The 14,573-nt window shown below is 48.9% G+C and carries 15 protein-coding genes and 1 pseudogene; 2 read left to right on the top strand and 14 right to left on the bottom strand.

From position 1 onward, the window contains the following. Window positions 1-25 precede the first annotated feature (25 nt). From ACHHZ6_RS07015 to ACHHZ6_RS07035, 5 genes are read right to left on the bottom strand one after another with little or no spacing between them, the layout of a single operon-like run. Window positions 26-796, bottom strand: a complete 771-nt coding sequence (locus ACHHZ6_RS07015) for a 3-hydroxybutyrate dehydrogenase (RefSeq protein ID WP_395121985.1) — start codon at window positions 794-796, stop codon at window positions 26-28. Window positions 797-806: 10 nt separating this feature from the next. Continuing rightward, window positions 807-2,198 (bottom strand): GntP family permease, encoded by a 1,392-nt coding sequence (locus ACHHZ6_RS07020; protein WP_182918943.1) that lies wholly within the window; start codon window positions 2,196-2,198, stop codon window positions 807-809. A 56-nt stretch (window positions 2,199-2,254) separates the two neighbouring features. Continuing rightward, window positions 2,255-3,436 (bottom strand): acetyl-CoA C-acetyltransferase, encoded by a 1,182-nt coding sequence (locus ACHHZ6_RS07025; RefSeq protein WP_395121987.1) that lies wholly within the window; start codon window positions 3,434-3,436, stop codon window positions 2,255-2,257. After that, on the bottom strand, window positions 3,433-4,101 hold the full coding sequence (locus ACHHZ6_RS07030) for a CoA transferase subunit B (RefSeq protein WP_182272612.1): 669 nt from the start codon (window positions 4,099-4,101) through the stop codon (window positions 3,433-3,435). Before ACHHZ6_RS07030 ends, ACHHZ6_RS07025 begins: the two co-directional genes overlap by 4 nt. A 2-nt stretch (window positions 4,102-4,103) precedes the next feature. After that, the gene (locus ACHHZ6_RS07035) at window positions 4,104-4,811 is read right to left on the bottom strand and encodes a CoA transferase subunit A (protein ID WP_395121989.1); all 708 of its coding nucleotides are present in this window, start codon (window positions 4,809-4,811) and stop codon (window positions 4,104-4,106) included. A gap of 140 nt (window positions 4,812-4,951) precedes the next feature. On the opposite strand from ACHHZ6_RS07035, the gene ACHHZ6_RS07040 reads away from it, so the two are divergent. After that, the gene (locus ACHHZ6_RS07040; protein WP_196390488.1) at window positions 4,952-5,836 is read left to right on the top strand and encodes a LysR family transcriptional regulator; all 885 of its coding nucleotides are present in this window, start codon (window positions 4,952-4,954) and stop codon (window positions 5,834-5,836) included. A gap of 17 nt (window positions 5,837-5,853) precedes the next feature. After that, window positions 5,854-6,048, top strand: coding sequence for a hypothetical protein (locus ACHHZ6_RS07045; RefSeq protein WP_395121992.1), 195 nt, complete (start codon window positions 5,854-5,856; stop codon window positions 6,046-6,048). 165 nt (window positions 6,049-6,213) lie between these two features. Here ACHHZ6_RS07045 and ACHHZ6_RS07050 read toward each other — a convergent pair whose 3' ends face one another. The 9 genes and pseudogenes from ACHHZ6_RS07050 to ACHHZ6_RS07090 all read right to left on the bottom strand — a co-directional run. Further along, window positions 6,214-7,251 carry a hypothetical protein gene (locus tag ACHHZ6_RS07050; protein WP_395121994.1) on the bottom strand — a complete coding sequence of 346 codons (1,038 nt, stop codon included), beginning with the start codon at window positions 7,249-7,251 and terminating at the stop codon, window positions 6,214-6,216. Continuing rightward, window positions 7,248-8,273, bottom strand: coding sequence for a DUF2169 domain-containing protein (locus tag ACHHZ6_RS07055; protein WP_395121995.1), 1,026 nt, complete (start codon window positions 8,271-8,273; stop codon window positions 7,248-7,250). Before ACHHZ6_RS07055 ends, ACHHZ6_RS07050 begins: the two co-directional genes overlap by 4 nt. Before the next feature lie 19 nt (window positions 8,274-8,292). Further along, window positions 8,293-9,252: a type VI immunity family protein gene (locus ACHHZ6_RS07060; protein WP_395121997.1), complete on the bottom strand. Its 960-nt coding sequence runs from the start codon at window positions 9,250-9,252 to the stop codon at window positions 8,293-8,295. A gap of 201 nt (window positions 9,253-9,453) precedes the next feature. Next, window positions 9,454-10,371: a hypothetical protein gene (locus ACHHZ6_RS07065; protein ID WP_395121999.1), complete on the bottom strand. Its 918-nt coding sequence runs from the start codon at window positions 10,369-10,371 to the stop codon at window positions 9,454-9,456. A 3-nt stretch (window positions 10,372-10,374) separates the two neighbouring features. Continuing rightward, window positions 10,375-11,337, bottom strand: coding sequence for a type VI immunity family protein (locus ACHHZ6_RS07070; protein ID WP_395122001.1), 963 nt, complete (start codon window positions 11,335-11,337; stop codon window positions 10,375-10,377). A gap of 21 nt (window positions 11,338-11,358) precedes the next feature. Then, the gene (locus tag ACHHZ6_RS07075; RefSeq protein ID WP_395122003.1) at window positions 11,359-12,537 is read right to left on the bottom strand and encodes a DUF4150 domain-containing protein; all 1,179 of its coding nucleotides are present in this window, start codon (window positions 12,535-12,537) and stop codon (window positions 11,359-11,361) included. Between the two features lie 23 nt (window positions 12,538-12,560). Further along, a complete protein-coding gene (locus ACHHZ6_RS07080; RefSeq protein WP_395122005.1) occupies window positions 12,561-12,797 on the bottom strand; it encodes a hypothetical protein in 237 nt (78 codons plus the stop codon). A gap of 10 nt (window positions 12,798-12,807) precedes the next feature. Continuing rightward, on the bottom strand, window positions 12,808-14,055 hold the full coding sequence (locus ACHHZ6_RS07085) for a hypothetical protein (protein ID WP_395122007.1): 1,248 nt from the start codon (window positions 14,053-14,055) through the stop codon (window positions 12,808-12,810). 18 nt (window positions 14,056-14,073) lie between these two features. Then, window positions 14,074-14,573, bottom strand: a pseudogene (locus ACHHZ6_RS07090) (type VI secretion system tip protein VgrG); the annotation flags it as partial.

Consider the following 14,573-nt stretch of genomic DNA (forward strand, 5'->3'; position numbering starts at 1 on the left):
CTGCTAACCGCCAGGTGGGCATGTTTTACTGAGCGACCCAGCCGCCATCCATATTCCAGGCTGCACCGCGCACGTGAATGGCATTCTCGCTGCATAAAAACAGCGCCAGTTCACCCAGCTGTTCAGGCGTAACAAACTCACCTGAGGGCTGTTTTTCCGCCAGCAACTGCTCGCGTGCGTTTTCCGGAGCTATGCCGTCCGCGATACGGCGGTCAATTTGCTGTTGCACCAGCGGTGTTAAAACCCAGCCAGGGCAGATAGCATTGCAGGTAATGCCGGTGCGGGCGGTTTCCAGCGCGAGGGATTTGGTGAATCCAATTACGCCATGCTTGGCGGCAACGTAGGCAGATTTCTCTTTTGACGCGACCAGTCCGTGAACGGAGGCGATATTGATAATTCGCCCCCAGTTTTTTTCGCGCATGCTGGGCAGCGCGAGCCGGCTGGTGTGAAACACGGACGAGAGGTTAATGGCAATAATGTCATTCCATTTGTCCACCGGGAAGGCATCGACAGGGGCGACGTGCTGTATCCCGGCGTTATTAATCAGAATATCCACACCGCCAAAGTGAGCGTCGGCATAGCGCATCATGGCCTCGATTTGTAACACGTCCCGTAAATCCGCATCGTGATAGCCTGGTGTGACCCCTGACGTTGCGATTTCAGCTCTTGCATGCTCACTGTCACCAAAGCCATTGAGTATGAGTTGTGCGCCCGCCTTTGCCAGCACGCGGGCGATCCCCAGACCAATCCCGCTGGTGGAACCCGTCACAAGCGCCGTTTTACCGTTCAAATTCATTTTATTCTCCTTACACAATGCCGGTCAGATAGAACACGGCAATGACAAAAAGCACCGCCAGACTTTTAATGATCGTAATGGCAAAAATACCGCCATAGGCCTGGCGATGGCTAAGACCTGTAATTGCGAGCAGCGTAATCACGGCACCATTATGGGGCAGTGTATCCATACCGCCGCTGGCCATCGAAGCCACGCGGTGTAGCACCTCAAGAGGTATATTGGCGGCGTGCGCGGCGGCAATAAAGGCGTCAGACATTGCCGCGAGCGCAATACTCATCCCCCCGGAGGCGGAACCGGTGATCCCGGCGAGGACGGTTACACTGATCGCTTCGTTTAACAGCGGGTTTGGGATCGCGGCCAGCCCTTTGGACAGAACCAGAAAACCAGGCAGCGCGGCAATAACGGCCCCGAAACCATATTCAGACGCCGTATTCATGGCCGCCAGAATCGCGCCACTGACCGCCGTCCGACTGCCTTCGGCCAGGCGTCCGTGAATATTACGAAAGCCGAAGATCAGCACCAGCAGGATGCCGGAGAGCAGCGCGGCCTCCACCGCCCAGATGGCGGTGATTTTGCTGACTTCGGTCACAATCGGCTTCGCCAGACCCGGCAGCGTCAGTTCATGGCTCGTGCCGTACCAGCCGGGGATCCAACGGGTAAACAGCAGGTTCAGTATCCCGACGACCAGCAGTGGGGCAATCGCAATAAGTGGGTGGGGAAGGTTAATATTATCGGGTGTTTCAGGTTCGTTTTTCAGATCTGAACCATAGCCCTCATTGTTATTGAGTGCCTTACGACGCTGGCGCTCCAGCCATAGCAGACCAAAGCAGATAATAAACAGCGAGCCGATAACGCCAAGCCACGGAGCGGCCCAGGCGTTGGTGCCGAAAAAGCTGGTGGGAATAATATTCTGGATCTGCGGTGTGCCAGGCAGGGCGTCCATCGTAAACGAGAAAGCGCCCAGCGCGACGGTGGCGGGGATCAGTCGTTTCGGTATGCCACTCTGGCGGAACAACTCTGCGGCGAAAGGGTAAACCGCAAAGGCAACGACGAACAGCGACACACCGCCATAGGTGAGCAGCGCGCACACGACCACGATCACCGGGATCGCGTGGCGACGTCCCAGTATCTGAATGGCCGCAGCGACAATCGAACGGGAAAAGCCGGAGAGTTCAATCAGCTTGCCAAAGACCGCGCCCAGCAAGAACACCGGGAAGTAGAGCTTAACGAAGCCGACCATTTTTTCCATGAACAGGCCGGTAAATGTCGGGCCAACGGCACCCGGGTCGGTGAGTAGCACTGCCCCCAGTGCTGCGATGGGGGCAAACAAAATAACGCTGTATCCGCGATAGGCTGCCAGCATCAGCAATGCCAGCGCCGCCAGGGCAATCAACACACTCATTACGACTCCTCACTATCATTGTTATATTCGGGTACAAACGAGATGTCCGGGCAGGTTTAGCGCGCGATGGTCAACGCGATCCCTTGTCCGCCGCCTACGCACAGGGTGACGAGCCCTTTTTTGACGTTACGACGCTGCATTTCATACAGTAGCGTCACGAGGATCCGACAGCCGGACGCACCGATGGGATGCCCCAGCGCGATTGCGCCGCCGTTAACGTTCACTTTGCTGCTTTCCCAGCCGAGCGCTTTGCCGACTGCCAGCGACTGCGCGGCAAAGGCTTCATTGGCTTCAATTAATTCCACTTCTTCCAGTGACCAACCCGCTCGCGCCAGCGCCGTCTGACAGGCGCTGACGGGGCCAATGCCCATGACTGCCGGATCGACGCCCGTGACCGCATAGCTCACGATCCGGCCCAGCACCGGTAAGCCACTTTCCCGCGCTTTTTCACCGCTCATCAACAACACTGCCGCCGCACCATCATTCAGGGTTGAAGCATTGCCCGCTGTCACCGTGCCGGTGTCCTGACGAAAAGCCGGACGCAGTCGGGAGAGTTGATCGGGGGTTGTTCCGGGTCGGGGCTGTTCATCACGGTCGATAATCAATGGCGGTTTTTTACCCTGCGTCACCGTGACGGGGGAAATTTCAGCCGCAAACCGATCTGATTCGATAGCCGCCGCCGCTTTTTGCTGTGACAAAACGGCGAAAGCATCCTGCTCCTCGCGTGAAATGCCATACTGCCGGGCGACGTTTTCGGCAGTGATCCCCATGTGATAATCGTTAAATGCATCCCACAGGCCATCGACAATCATGCTGTCCTGCAGGCCTGCATGACCAAAGCGCAGCCCGGCCCGTGCGCCGTCCAGCAGGTAGGGGGCATTACTCATGCTTTCCTGGCCACCTGCGATAACAACGCTGGCATCACCGCAGCGGATCGCTTGTGCCGCCAGTTGCACGGCTTTTAACCCTGCGCCGCAAACCAGATTCACCGTGACCGCCGGGACGCTGGCAGGTAAACCGGATGTGATTGCTGTCTGTCGCGACGGGTTTTGCCCACAGCCTGCCGTCAGCACCTGACCAAATATGAGTTCGTCAATTTCACCTGCGGGAAGCTGGCTCTCTTCAAGCAGGCGACGTACCGCGACAGCGCCCAACTCAACCGCTGAAAGGGGGGAGAGTGCACCGCGAAAACTGCCAATGGGGGTTCGCGTTGCCCCGACAATCATGACCTCTTTCATAGGGCGTTCTCCATGAAGCACATTTCGCGAACATCGTCCGCAACGATGATTTTCCCGGCCGTTTTGCGGACGATATCGTCAATGCTGACGCCCGGCGCATACTCCCGGAGAATGAACGCCCCGTTTTCTATCTCCAGCAGAGCCAGATCGGTTAAGACCCGGCGGATACAGCCCACGCCCGTAAGGGGCAGGGTGCAGCGCTGCAGCAATTTTGATTCGCCGTTTTTCGACGCGTGGGTCATCACCACAATGATGTTCTGCGCCCCGGCGACCAAATCCATCGCGCCACCCATGCCTTTCACCATTTTTCCGGGGATCATCCACGAGGCGATATTGCCTTCGATATCCACCTCAAACGCCCCCAGTACGGTTAAATCCACATGGCCGCCGCGGATCATGGCAAACGACTGGGCCGAGTCGAAAATGGCGGCACCTGTTCGTGCGGTCACGGTCTGCTTCCCGGCGTTGATCATGTCGGCATCGAGGCTCTGCTCATCAGGAAACGCTCCCATCCCCAGCAGGCCATTTTCGGACTGAAGCATCACGTCCATCCCTGCCGGGATATAGTTCGCCACAAGCGTAGGGATGCCGATCCCCAGATTGACGTAGTAGCCATCGTGCAGTTCTCTGGCAACGCGCATAGCCATCTGTTCACGGGTTAACATAGTCAGACTCCCTCTGCGCGCAGCGTGCGCTGTTCAATGCGTTTTTCAAACTGGCCGACAATAATCCTGTCGACGTAAATCCCCGGGGTATGAATGGCAGACGGGGGCAGTTCGCCCGGCGGGACAATTTCCTCCACCTCCACAACCGTTATCCGGCCTGCGGTTGCCATCAGGGGGTTAAAGTTTTGCGCGGTATGTCGGTAGATAACGTTGCCGTACCAGTCCGCTTTCCAGCCCTTGATGAGCGCGAAATCTCCGGTGATGGCCTCTTCCAGGATGTAGTGCTTACCTGCAAACTGGCGCACTTCTTTGCCAGCCGCGACGGGAGTGCCATATCCGGTTGCCGTGTAAAATGCCGGAATACCGGCTCCGCCAGCGCGCACCTTTTCTGCCAGTGTCCCCTGAGGTGTCAGCTCAATCTCCAGCTCACCGCTCAGCACCTGTTGCTCAAATAACGCATTCTCGCCCACGTACGACGCCACGACCTTGCGCACCTGGCGTGTTTCGAGCAGGATCCCGAGACCGAAACCATCCACACCACAATTGTTTGAAACTACAGTCAGACCCTGCACCTGACGGCGTCTGACTTCCGCGATCAGATTTTCAGGAATACCGCACAGGCCGAAGCCGCCCGCCAGCAAGGTCATCCCGTCCGTCAGCCCATCCAGCGCCTGCGCATAGCTACCGACGCGCTTATCCAGTCCCGCCATAGTTATCTCTCCCGTTATCTGTGTCGGTATCATTAGGGGCGGTGACTCATTTGTTAATTTTGAATTTGTGACCCATTCATTTGGTTTTTTTATTAATTTGTTGTTAACTAAATTTTTTCAATTAGTTAACAAGGTGAAAAATGAGAATGAGTGTCAAACAGTTACGCGCGTTTTTAGCGGTAGCTCACACTCTGAATTTCGCGCATGCCAGCGAACGGTTGAATCTTTCCCAGCCAGCATTGAGCCTGACGATTAAAGGGCTGGAGGATGCGCTGGGCGGTCCGCTGTTACAGCGGAGCACACGTAAAGTTGCTCTGACGCAGGAGGGGGAGACGTTTTTACCGATGGCGCGGCAGCTGCTTGCCGACTGGGATAATGTCGAAGAGGCCATGCACCAGTGTTTTACGCTACAGCGTGGCAAAATCTCGGTTGCGGCGATGCCGTCATTTGCGGCTAACGTGCTGCCCGAGGTTCTGAAAACCTTTCGCGATCGCTATACCGGGATCAACGTCACCGTGCACGATGTCATCAACGAGCAGGTGATCGAGATGGTGCGGGAGGGACGGGTGGAGATGGGGATCGCCTTTGAGCCAGCGCCGACCCACAACCTGCTGTTTACCCCGCTGGGTCTCGATCGTTTTGTGGCGATCGTGCCGAAAGAGTCGGTTCTGGCTGCCCGAAAAAGCCTGTCCTGGGAGGAGTTGCTGACGCTGGATTTCATTACTCTGCAGCGTCCCTCGGCGGTACGTCTGATGATGGAAGAGGAACTGGCCCGCAGCGGTCGCAGGCTGGATGTCGCGCTGGAAAGTCACCAGCTGGTGACGGTTGGTCGAATGGTTGCCAGTGGGCTTGGCGGCAGCGCCGTCCCGGCTCTGTGCGCGTCGCAGATGACGTCGCTGGGTGCGGTCTGTATTCCGCTGGAGAACCCGTCGATTGAAAAGTGCATCGGTGTTATCCACCCTGGGCATACGCAGCTGTCTAAAGCGGCACATGCCCTGCTTGAAACACTGAAACAGTTTTATTGACCCGTTTCTGTTGATTAATGCACGGTGGTGCTTTCTTTCCTGAGGCGGATTTGAAGGATGAAAAATACCGGGCGATGGAAAAGGCAGGGTGGGGGGGCGGTTTATTATTGGTTTTGTTGGTGTTTTTTACAAACAGCGACGCTAAAATATCCATGCTGCATTATGCAGGTGAAGCCCCATCCTCCTTCACATTGAACATCATTCAAACTTAAATTTGATATGCTGGAACATCGCCATACCGTTTCAAGAAATCAAGATGAGTCTTACCAAAAAGCCTCACACGGCGTTTACAGACATCCGGTGGTGTATTATGACTTACACCATCGCTACCTTTATGGCACTTCGTTAACCAATTGATATTAATCATTATAACGAGACTATCTTCCCTGGACAGCCGAAAGCACTACTGCGCCACGCCGTTTATCATCGGAGCTTGATAAAACCATCACATTTCCAGTTCGTACAGACGAACGCATTTGCCATGCAACTAGTGCCAGATGTGTTAACAAACCAGAACACCCCAGGTCGCCACTCGCCAGCGTAGGGGTTTCCCGTGTATAATCCTCGGTAAAATAGTTGCTCAGTTTCAGTAGTGTAAATCCCAGTTCATCTGCCCGATAAGGTTCGCCATTCACATCACTGATTATACTTTCCAGGAGAGGATTTCCGGCAACACTCACAGCCTTCTGCGCTGCTCGAATTAACCCTTTTCCCAGACAAACGCCCTCATCTGAATACAGAACATCCTCATCTGCGCCTCCGGCCCCACGGATAACACACCAGGCGCTATCTGGTACTCCTGAGGTCAGTACCACTGCCGCCGCGCCTTCCGAAGGTATCCTGCCATAAGGATTCGGGTGCATATCTCCCCGGAATTGACGAAGCGCGTTATGCAACAGATTCTGCTCATCCAGCCACATCAGGGAGGGGGCAGGTAGCCAGGAATCAACAGCAAGAAGAATATCGACCCTGTCTTTTTGTCTTTTATCGGCGACAAGGGTTTCCAGCACTGCCGCCAACTCAGCTGGCCCACCATGTAGTATCTGAATGTCGCAGGTATTTTGCCCGATATTTCCCTGAATGGTTTCTTCCACTGCTGAGATAACACTGGGGGTCATTCCCGATCGGCTCAACGAAGGGAGCAGTACCCATATCCTGGATGATGCTAATATTTTTAGTTCTGGCTGGCGCTCAAGTAATTCATCCAGTACCTGTCGGGTCAGTTGTCGGAAACGTTCTTCTGGCTGTACATACACAATTTCAGGAAAATAACTTGCTCTTATACTGGCACCACAGCGATCCACAAATAAAGGATGTTTACGTACCAGAGAGAACTGAAGACGGCTGGCAATATCTGCCAGTGGCAGTGTCGGCCCGGAAGGAAACAGACATGCCGCAGAGATTATTGCTGTCATAAGAGTTGCTCCCATTCAGGAAAGCTTACCGGAAGTCTGGTACTTCTGATAAATAAACGCTTTTTCTCCGACACGGTTGTGGATTCAAGCTGATTCACCAGATGATGACAGGGTAATGCACTGTGCCAGACCAGGCTGACGCGGGGAAAATCAGATTCGATAATGACGGAATGCAATTTGCCCTGATGATAACGCACGCTTCCGTCATAAAACTGCGTTCTGAAGGAAGGAACAATACGCGGTAAGGCAAATATCAGTAATCCGTTATGCCCGTAGCCGGGAGGTGCCAGATTACCCAGGCAGACGACTTCGCCACCTTTCAGTCGATTTCCGGCATACAGTGGTGGTGCTGCGCACTGCCAGTAGCGGTCATCCAGGTCATCCGGCAATAGCGGAGCCTGCTCCTGCTGCCACTTTTCATCATAGGTTCCTGCAAATTGCAGGCGTCCCGGCCAGTGCCGGTGTAACGCGCCGAAACCGGGGGTTTGATCGTCACCATAAAATTCAATATTAGGTAGTTTTGATTTACCTGCTTGGGGTTGCGTATCAACAGATATCCCCGCTGGATTAAAATTATCACGGGTAGACGGTAAAAAGTCTCCCTGGCTCATTTTGCTGTAAACCAACGGCATCAGGTTAAATGGTTCAGGTTCGCCGTACCGTTTGCCGTCCCATATTCTGTCACCATACACTCTGGCAAGACGAATCATTTTCCCTACCCGTAGCCCCACAGGAACAAATGTAACCTTGCTACTGTCCGGTGATACAGCACAACCATTCAGAATAATATCGGTAGCATTTTTTACTGGCCCGAGGTCAGCATCATATAATAATGTTTCGCTACCACTGTTAAGTACTGGTCCTGCATTTACTGGCAATTGAGGGGAAGACAACTGCGTTGTTCCATCAGGTAGAACATCAAATGTGGCCTTAAGCGCCACAGTCCATATTTCCTCTCCACATCTACCCCGTATCCAGCTATGTTTTACGGCGTAAGGTGTCCGGTTTTTAACCTGCCACATATGAAAATCTCCCCCCCCGTTAATCAAAACGTTTGATCCATTTATTCAACTCTGTCTCGTTATCAAAAGGTTCTTCCAGTTTCAGAAATTTACGGCCTCCGTAATCATTCAGTCGAACGGGACGCGTTAGTGCGGCAACTTTTTTGTAACGTTCAGGAATAAAATTGCTATAAGTGTCTCCGCTTTGGGGGATAGGGCCTGCAATGATAATAATTCCACCTTTCCATTGTTCAATGTGACATTCAGGCTCCACTTGTTTCTTACAATATTCCAGGCCGCCCAACTCTTCCACAATCTCATCATTCAGGATAGTAATCCAGTTAATACCTTTAATTCGGTTGAATTTATTGCGCGTTGCATTAACAAAATCGATTCGATTCAAATAGTCAATTCCTGGGTGGCGTTGCATTAAAGCATAGTAATAATTGGCTCCGGCTCTGCCAATTGTAGGGAAAAAATAAAGTCCTGCATTCCCGTGCGCAGGCTGTACCTGATTACACCACTGAAAGGTCATATCCAGAAGTGTATCGATATGAAGGCTATTAGTGTTTTTTCTTAATGCCATTGTTGCCCATACAGGAGATAATTCATTCTCTTTGGGTGGTTGTCCCCAAAATAGTCCATTCCACGGTGACGCGTTGAAAAGCCTTCCATTAAAACGATCATCAAAAAACACATAAGGATTATAATGTGCATTGTAATCAAAATCTTCTAGTTTGTTACGCATTGTGGCTAAGAATTTTGATGTGATTTTTAATATTTTACCAGTAGGAGGTAGTCCGTAATAATTAAGGTTGGATGAAAAACGAGCATAGTAGTCTTCAAATAAAGTTTCAAGCTGAGGGTAGAGAATGTGCGTATCGCGTGGTGGGATGTATATTTCTAATCCCAGACTGATTCTCGCAGCTATTGCGTTAATCCCTTTAATAGCGATATCATCAAGTTGTCCCAGCTCTCTTATCTGCTCATCATTCAGCATATTTTGAATTTTTTTTCATATTTCACCATTTCTCTATATATTGGTGGGCTAACTTTCTCATGTTTATATTGTTGTGAGAATGTACTGCATGATAATATTACTGAATTCTAACCATATTTTATTTTCAAACATGACTAATATGCCGCAGGGAAGAAGAGAATACTTCTTTCTGCCGCCTGACCACCTTCTACTCGTTTCTGGCTACGGTACGTGATTTATTTCAACCCATCGGTCAACCCATCGTTCGTAAATATCAAATTTCCATTCTGTCAACCAACTCAAACTATCCGAAGTATAGATAAGTAGCTTCAATTTACTATCTAAATTTTTATATTCAATTATTGAATCAAATACTCCTGAGTTCCTGTCACAAATAGATGGGGCATCTCCTGTTTGCCAATGTGTTATTTTGGGCATGACTATGCCATCATTAAAGTCGCTAATATTGACAGATGTTTTCCAATTAATTGATCTTAGTTTATTAATCCATAATGGGAGATGAATACTGAATGAATCATCAAGATCCACACCAAGATATCGCATACATAAATTTTGCATTGCAATCACCCCTGATTTGACTTTTTGTGTATTCACAATAAATCGATATCCTATTGATGAATAGAAAAAGTTCACTCCAGTTTCTGCAATGATATCATCACGTAGCTTTTCCAGATGCCTCCATGATTCGTCCACCCCACTAAAAACCTGAATGCTTAAAACAACAGGATCATCGGGGAAAGTGTTCTTACTGCATGCAACGCGAAGCATTTCAGTATTATTATTTGTCTTTCCATCGTAACAAAATATTGTCAATAGTGTTGTTTTCTTTCTTATGGCAAGATCAATGCAAGATTTAAATGCCCGTTCAATATATACGAATTCTTCTGGGGTAATTGTCTTTTTAAAATAAACATCATTATAATTATTGGATAATATAACATGGTATTTTATATGGTTTAACTGAACGACATGATGATTATGTAATACAGAAAAAATTCTGGATATTAAAGGGATAGTGCTTTTTACAGACTTAAAACGAAGAATAGTCTCCAGTGATGGAGTAATACTCAGCTCACCATTATCAGTTATATATGCATTATCCGATACCTGCTTCAGCATAGTTTATTTCTCCTGGAAAAAACGCCCTAACCACTTGGCGCATTCTTTATTATCACGAAATCCCGAGACAACAACCTTTTTTGCCAGTAAATCAAAATCCTTCACAGCGACAGGAGCCAAAACTTTTCCAACCGCATGGTAACTGTCCAGCACATCATTCTTACGAGAATCACCTAATTGAGGTTTATCACCAATACGAATTAACGCCCCATTTTGAGGTAAGGGTTTAACTATCACTTCTGGAATATGGCTTAACTTATTTCGTAATACCTCTACTCCACCTAACTGATTACAAAGAGCCTCTCCCAGTAAAGTTATCCACCCTATAGCAAATAGAACATTTTCTTTCGCAATTATTTGCGATTCAGATAGCGGATGTACATTCATTATCCCAGGATGTCTTTGATGCCATTGGTAAATATATTCCTTTAGATCATCTCTGGTTATTATTCTCTCCTGATCTCCACTGACAGTATAACCAGCATATCCACAAACCAATGGATAGTTATCTACAAGTTGATAAATATATTCGTCTATATATTGTATAGGTAGATTATTGTTCCAGTTTAGAGGTAAATCCAATCGATAAACACTATAGTAAGTTCCGGATCGATGACCATTTGTGTAATCCCAATAAAAGAATGGAAAATCAAGATCTCTTGATGATTTTCCGCCATACAATTCAATAAATGCGCAATCTTTTTCTCGGTTGTCAGGACTTTTCAACCAGCGGTCAGGTTCTGATAAAATGGCTTCTGTTATCGCACGAGGCCGTTTCTGATCGAAATCATAACTAGCCCAATGAAACTCTTTCATAAAGTCCTGCCGAATTTTATGATAGGGTTTCAGTAAGCCTTCAGGGATTTCATTCCGATTAACGACGACATTTGTGAAAAAGGTGATGCAAAATGCAGGTAATAAAACAGGTTTTCCCAATTCATTAACTTGATATTCTGAAAAATCCATAATTATCCTTTGACCTTATAATTAAGGTAGAAGAGGAATAGGTGCAGGCCCGCCAGGAGCACCCGGGACCCCAAAAGTTTTCTGTGCTGATTTATTTAACTGATCAATGAAGTTCCGTACATTTCTCCAGGCACGCTCTCTCTCCTCTTCTCTCTCATCGGAATCACAGCGACAATCGGCTTCATCAATTATTGAAATCTGACTCGCCATATTTTTATTTTTATTCATGGCTTTTTTTTGATTTCCTGTCAGACTATCACCTGCGAATTTAATTTCAAGGATCTTTTTGATATTACTCAAATCCGCACGTTGATATTTATCTTCCACCACTATCATATCCCAGATTACCACCTCCCCTTTACCTATAGTTTTGGCATGATTTAAGGCCCTGACTTTTGATGCTGGTGCAGTAGGTCCTCCCGGAAATGTTGTTCTATCAGTTAATGAGTAAATCAGGTCACCTGACTGTATTTCATAGGGAACCTCTACTAGTACCGCGGGATCTTTGGGAGTGGTCCCCGTCCAAAAAATTCCCTCATCAATAAATTGCTCTGCAAAAAATTCCTGTCTTTTACCCGTATTATGTAAATCATCTTCTGAGTCCTCTGAACCTCCGGAGCTATCAGTTCCTGATCCAAATACAGCACCAAAAAAACCTGGTTGAGTAGATAATGCTATTAGAGCTAATAACGAACTTTGCTCTCCTTTCATTGCCCTGGATACTAAGGCTGTCGCTATAGACTGTTTGTCTTTACACTCACAAATAGCATCGCATATTTTTTTCGTTAATTCCTCTGGCAAATCCTTTTGCCACAACCCTGCCATGTTCACCGTATTCCGGTGGTTCATAAAAAGCTTATCCGTCAGGCGGCACGCGGGCTTCTTCTCAAAAAACACATCAAACGAATGCGATATCCAGTCAGTCTCGGCCTTATTCGTTCCTGAAATTATGCCGCCCATACTCCCCGGCTCATCGAACACACTCCTGGCAAACTGTGAACCAACATTAGCGATCATATTGCCGCCGTCAGCAAACACGCTGACAGTACCTTTTACCTGGTCACTGGAGTACGCTTCATTCTCATAGGGAACCGGAACGCCTTCACCCGGTGTTTTACACACATCCGGCAACGTATTATGGCTGACGCCACCACTGCCTTTATGGCACAGCGATAATCCGTTAATATTAACCGTTATCATTCTTTACTCTCCCTGATGCAGCGTCAATTCACCTCAATGCGTCCGCCGGATAAACGGTTAACGCCTTCAGCATCGCTGAGGATGTACTCTCCCTTAATCACTACTTTTCCATTGGGGTAAAGTGTGATCTGAGATTTGCCACAACTTAGCGTGATTTTTTGTTGCGCCGTGAAGACCAGTTCATCCGGAATACCGGGTCTTTTTTCATCCTTTAACTCTTTTTCATCCGATACGATTTCTCTTATTAATGTCTGTTGCATCCCTGTGCCCTCATTTGTTTTTAAAAACCCTGCACTGATTCATCGCAGGCAGGGAAGACAGTTCAGAAAAGCGCCCTGAACGCATGACAGCCAGAGGGCGCAGGTTCAGGTAGCCGCCTGCAATAACAGTAGCCAGCCCTTCTGGTGTTGCTGGTTGCCCACACAGATACGTCGTTTCAGAATCCAGTTGCCCCTGGTTCGCCCGCCACCAGCGATGAAATGCAACTCCGTCTGGCCAGTTAACCCCCTGTTCCGGATCGCCTGTCGGAATATCTGCTGAATCAGAATCTGCCGCCAGAGGTGTTTCATCCTCTTTCTTCATTTGCCAGCCATCTCGTTCGGGCAATGAACCAGTTATAACCACAACTGACAACATACTCAGACGTGCGTACTCTGGATCATCAAAGTAATCTGCCAGGGAAGGTATGTAGTCTGTAAGACCAGACCATCCCATTGCCTGAATCAATAGGCGGGTATCGTTCTTCGCTTCAGCCAACGAAGTTATAAGTGTCCGGGGTTCGCAAACTGAACAGGTCAAAAGATACTTAACCGCCAGCGAGCGAATATTCTTTTTTTTACTGTAAGCAAGCCGTAACAGTTGTTCCCTGGTGGCGTCGATATACTCATCTGCTCGCGGACGCAGACACAAAACCGCACGACATCCCTGCAAGATAAGTTCGTCCTGATCTGATGAGAAGATCCGCTCTATGGTGGGCATGAACAACCGCGAGTCACTTTTATGGAGAAACCAGAGCAGAAAATCGACACACTGCCCGTTTTCAAGCAGTGAAATAATTTCCTGTTGAGTAAATATTACGGGAGAGGTTATCTCTTCCCTCATTACGGAGGCAAAAGCCCGGCAGGCCGGATGTGATAGCATCAGCGACCATAGCGCTGATGCTTCGGACATCCAGCTGGTCACGGCCAGCAGTGATGGCAAGAGACGGGGCATTCCCTGTACCAGCCCCAGACATCCGGATAACAGAAATTCATCATCCGCATTGGCCGCAAAAGCCGCGACAGAAAACAACTCACCCGGAGACAGTAACTCCTGTAACTGTCCCCGAAGATATTCTGTCGTTTCCCCTTTTAGTAACAGCATACCGTCCAGATACGTCTGTATTCGGTAGTCAAACGCCAGAAGGCTTTTAAAATCATGATGATATGACGACAGCAATACATTACGCAGACGATAGTCTTGAGCCAGCATATCAGTGTATTGTTCAGCAAGCAGGGGACGAATTGTTTGTGTCAGCATGGAATAGCCTTCGTGATATCAGTTAAAATGAACGGTACTGGCAACGCCTTTTATACTGTCGTCCGCCTTAAACTGAATTTTCACACCGTTCAGCATAATGGTGCCGTCTTTGTTCATTTTCAGTACACATTCCCCCACTTTAATGGTCAGGCTGTCTGTTACCGTCAGGGTATAATCCTTTCCCACCGTAATATTCTGTGATTTTTCCACCGATTCGGTATCATCGCCGACCACCTTGCTGTCCTGATTGTTGCCTACATCTTTTTTGCGATTATTGGTTACATCCAGCGTCTGGTTATTCTGAACAGTAATAGTCTGGTCATTTGCTACGGTGATTTTCTGGTCGTGACCACCTTCCTTTTTCGTGCCCACGTTCACCGTTTGTCCCACCACCACCGTTTCCGTGTGATTGTTGTTCACCGTCGTCGTCCGGTCATGCAGCACTTCCGTCGTCATGTCCTTTTGCGCGTGCATGTACAGCTCTTCCTGACCCGTCGCATCCTCAAACCGCAGCTCAT

It is taken from the genome of Enterobacter cloacae complex sp. 2024EL-00214 (assembly GCF_043945575.1).
GTDB lineage: Bacteria > Pseudomonadota > Gammaproteobacteria > Enterobacterales > Enterobacteriaceae > Enterobacter > Enterobacter cloacae_P.

Coding starts and splice junctions, on each gene's coding strand:
- ACHHZ6_RS07015 (WP_395121985.1), bottom strand. CDS start 796: ATGAATTTGAACGGTAAAACGGCGCTTGTGACGGGTTCCACCAGCGGG.
- ACHHZ6_RS07020 (WP_182918943.1), bottom strand. CDS start 2,198: ATGAGTGTGTTGATTGCCCTGGCGGCGCTGGCATTGCTGATGCTGGCA.
- ACHHZ6_RS07025 (WP_395121987.1), bottom strand. CDS start 3,436: ATGAAAGAGGTCATGATTGTCGGGGCAACGCGAACCCCCATTGGCAGT.
- ACHHZ6_RS07030 (WP_182272612.1), bottom strand. CDS start 4,101: ATGTTAACCCGTGAACAGATGGCTATGCGCGTTGCCAGAGAACTGCAC.
- ACHHZ6_RS07035 (WP_395121989.1), bottom strand. CDS start 4,811: ATGGCGGGACTGGATAAGCGCGTCGGTAGCTATGCGCAGGCGCTGGAT.
- ACHHZ6_RS07040 (WP_196390488.1), top strand. CDS start 4,952: ATGAGAATGAGTGTCAAACAGTTACGCGCGTTTTTAGCGGTAGCTCAC.
- ACHHZ6_RS07045 (WP_395121992.1), top strand. CDS start 5,854: ATGCACGGTGGTGCTTTCTTTCCTGAGGCGGATTTGAAGGATGAAAAA.
- ACHHZ6_RS07050 (WP_395121994.1), bottom strand. CDS start 7,251: ATGACAGCAATAATCTCTGCGGCATGTCTGTTTCCTTCCGGGCCGACA.
- ACHHZ6_RS07055 (WP_395121995.1), bottom strand. CDS start 8,273: ATGTGGCAGGTTAAAAACCGGACACCTTACGCCGTAAAACATAGCTGG.
- ACHHZ6_RS07060 (WP_395121997.1), bottom strand. CDS start 9,252: ATGCTGAATGATGAGCAGATAAGAGAGCTGGGACAACTTGATGATATC.
- ACHHZ6_RS07065 (WP_395121999.1), bottom strand. CDS start 10,371: ATGCTGAAGCAGGTATCGGATAATGCATATATAACTGATAATGGTGAG.
- ACHHZ6_RS07070 (WP_395122001.1), bottom strand. CDS start 11,337: ATGGATTTTTCAGAATATCAAGTTAATGAATTGGGAAAACCTGTTTTA.
- ACHHZ6_RS07075 (WP_395122003.1), bottom strand. CDS start 12,537: ATGATAACGGTTAATATTAACGGATTATCGCTGTGCCATAAAGGCAGT.
- ACHHZ6_RS07080 (WP_395122005.1), bottom strand. CDS start 12,797: ATGCAACAGACATTAATAAGAGAAATCGTATCGGATGAAAAAGAGTTA.
- ACHHZ6_RS07085 (WP_395122007.1), bottom strand. CDS start 14,055: ATGCTGACACAAACAATTCGTCCCCTGCTTGCTGAACAATACACTGAT.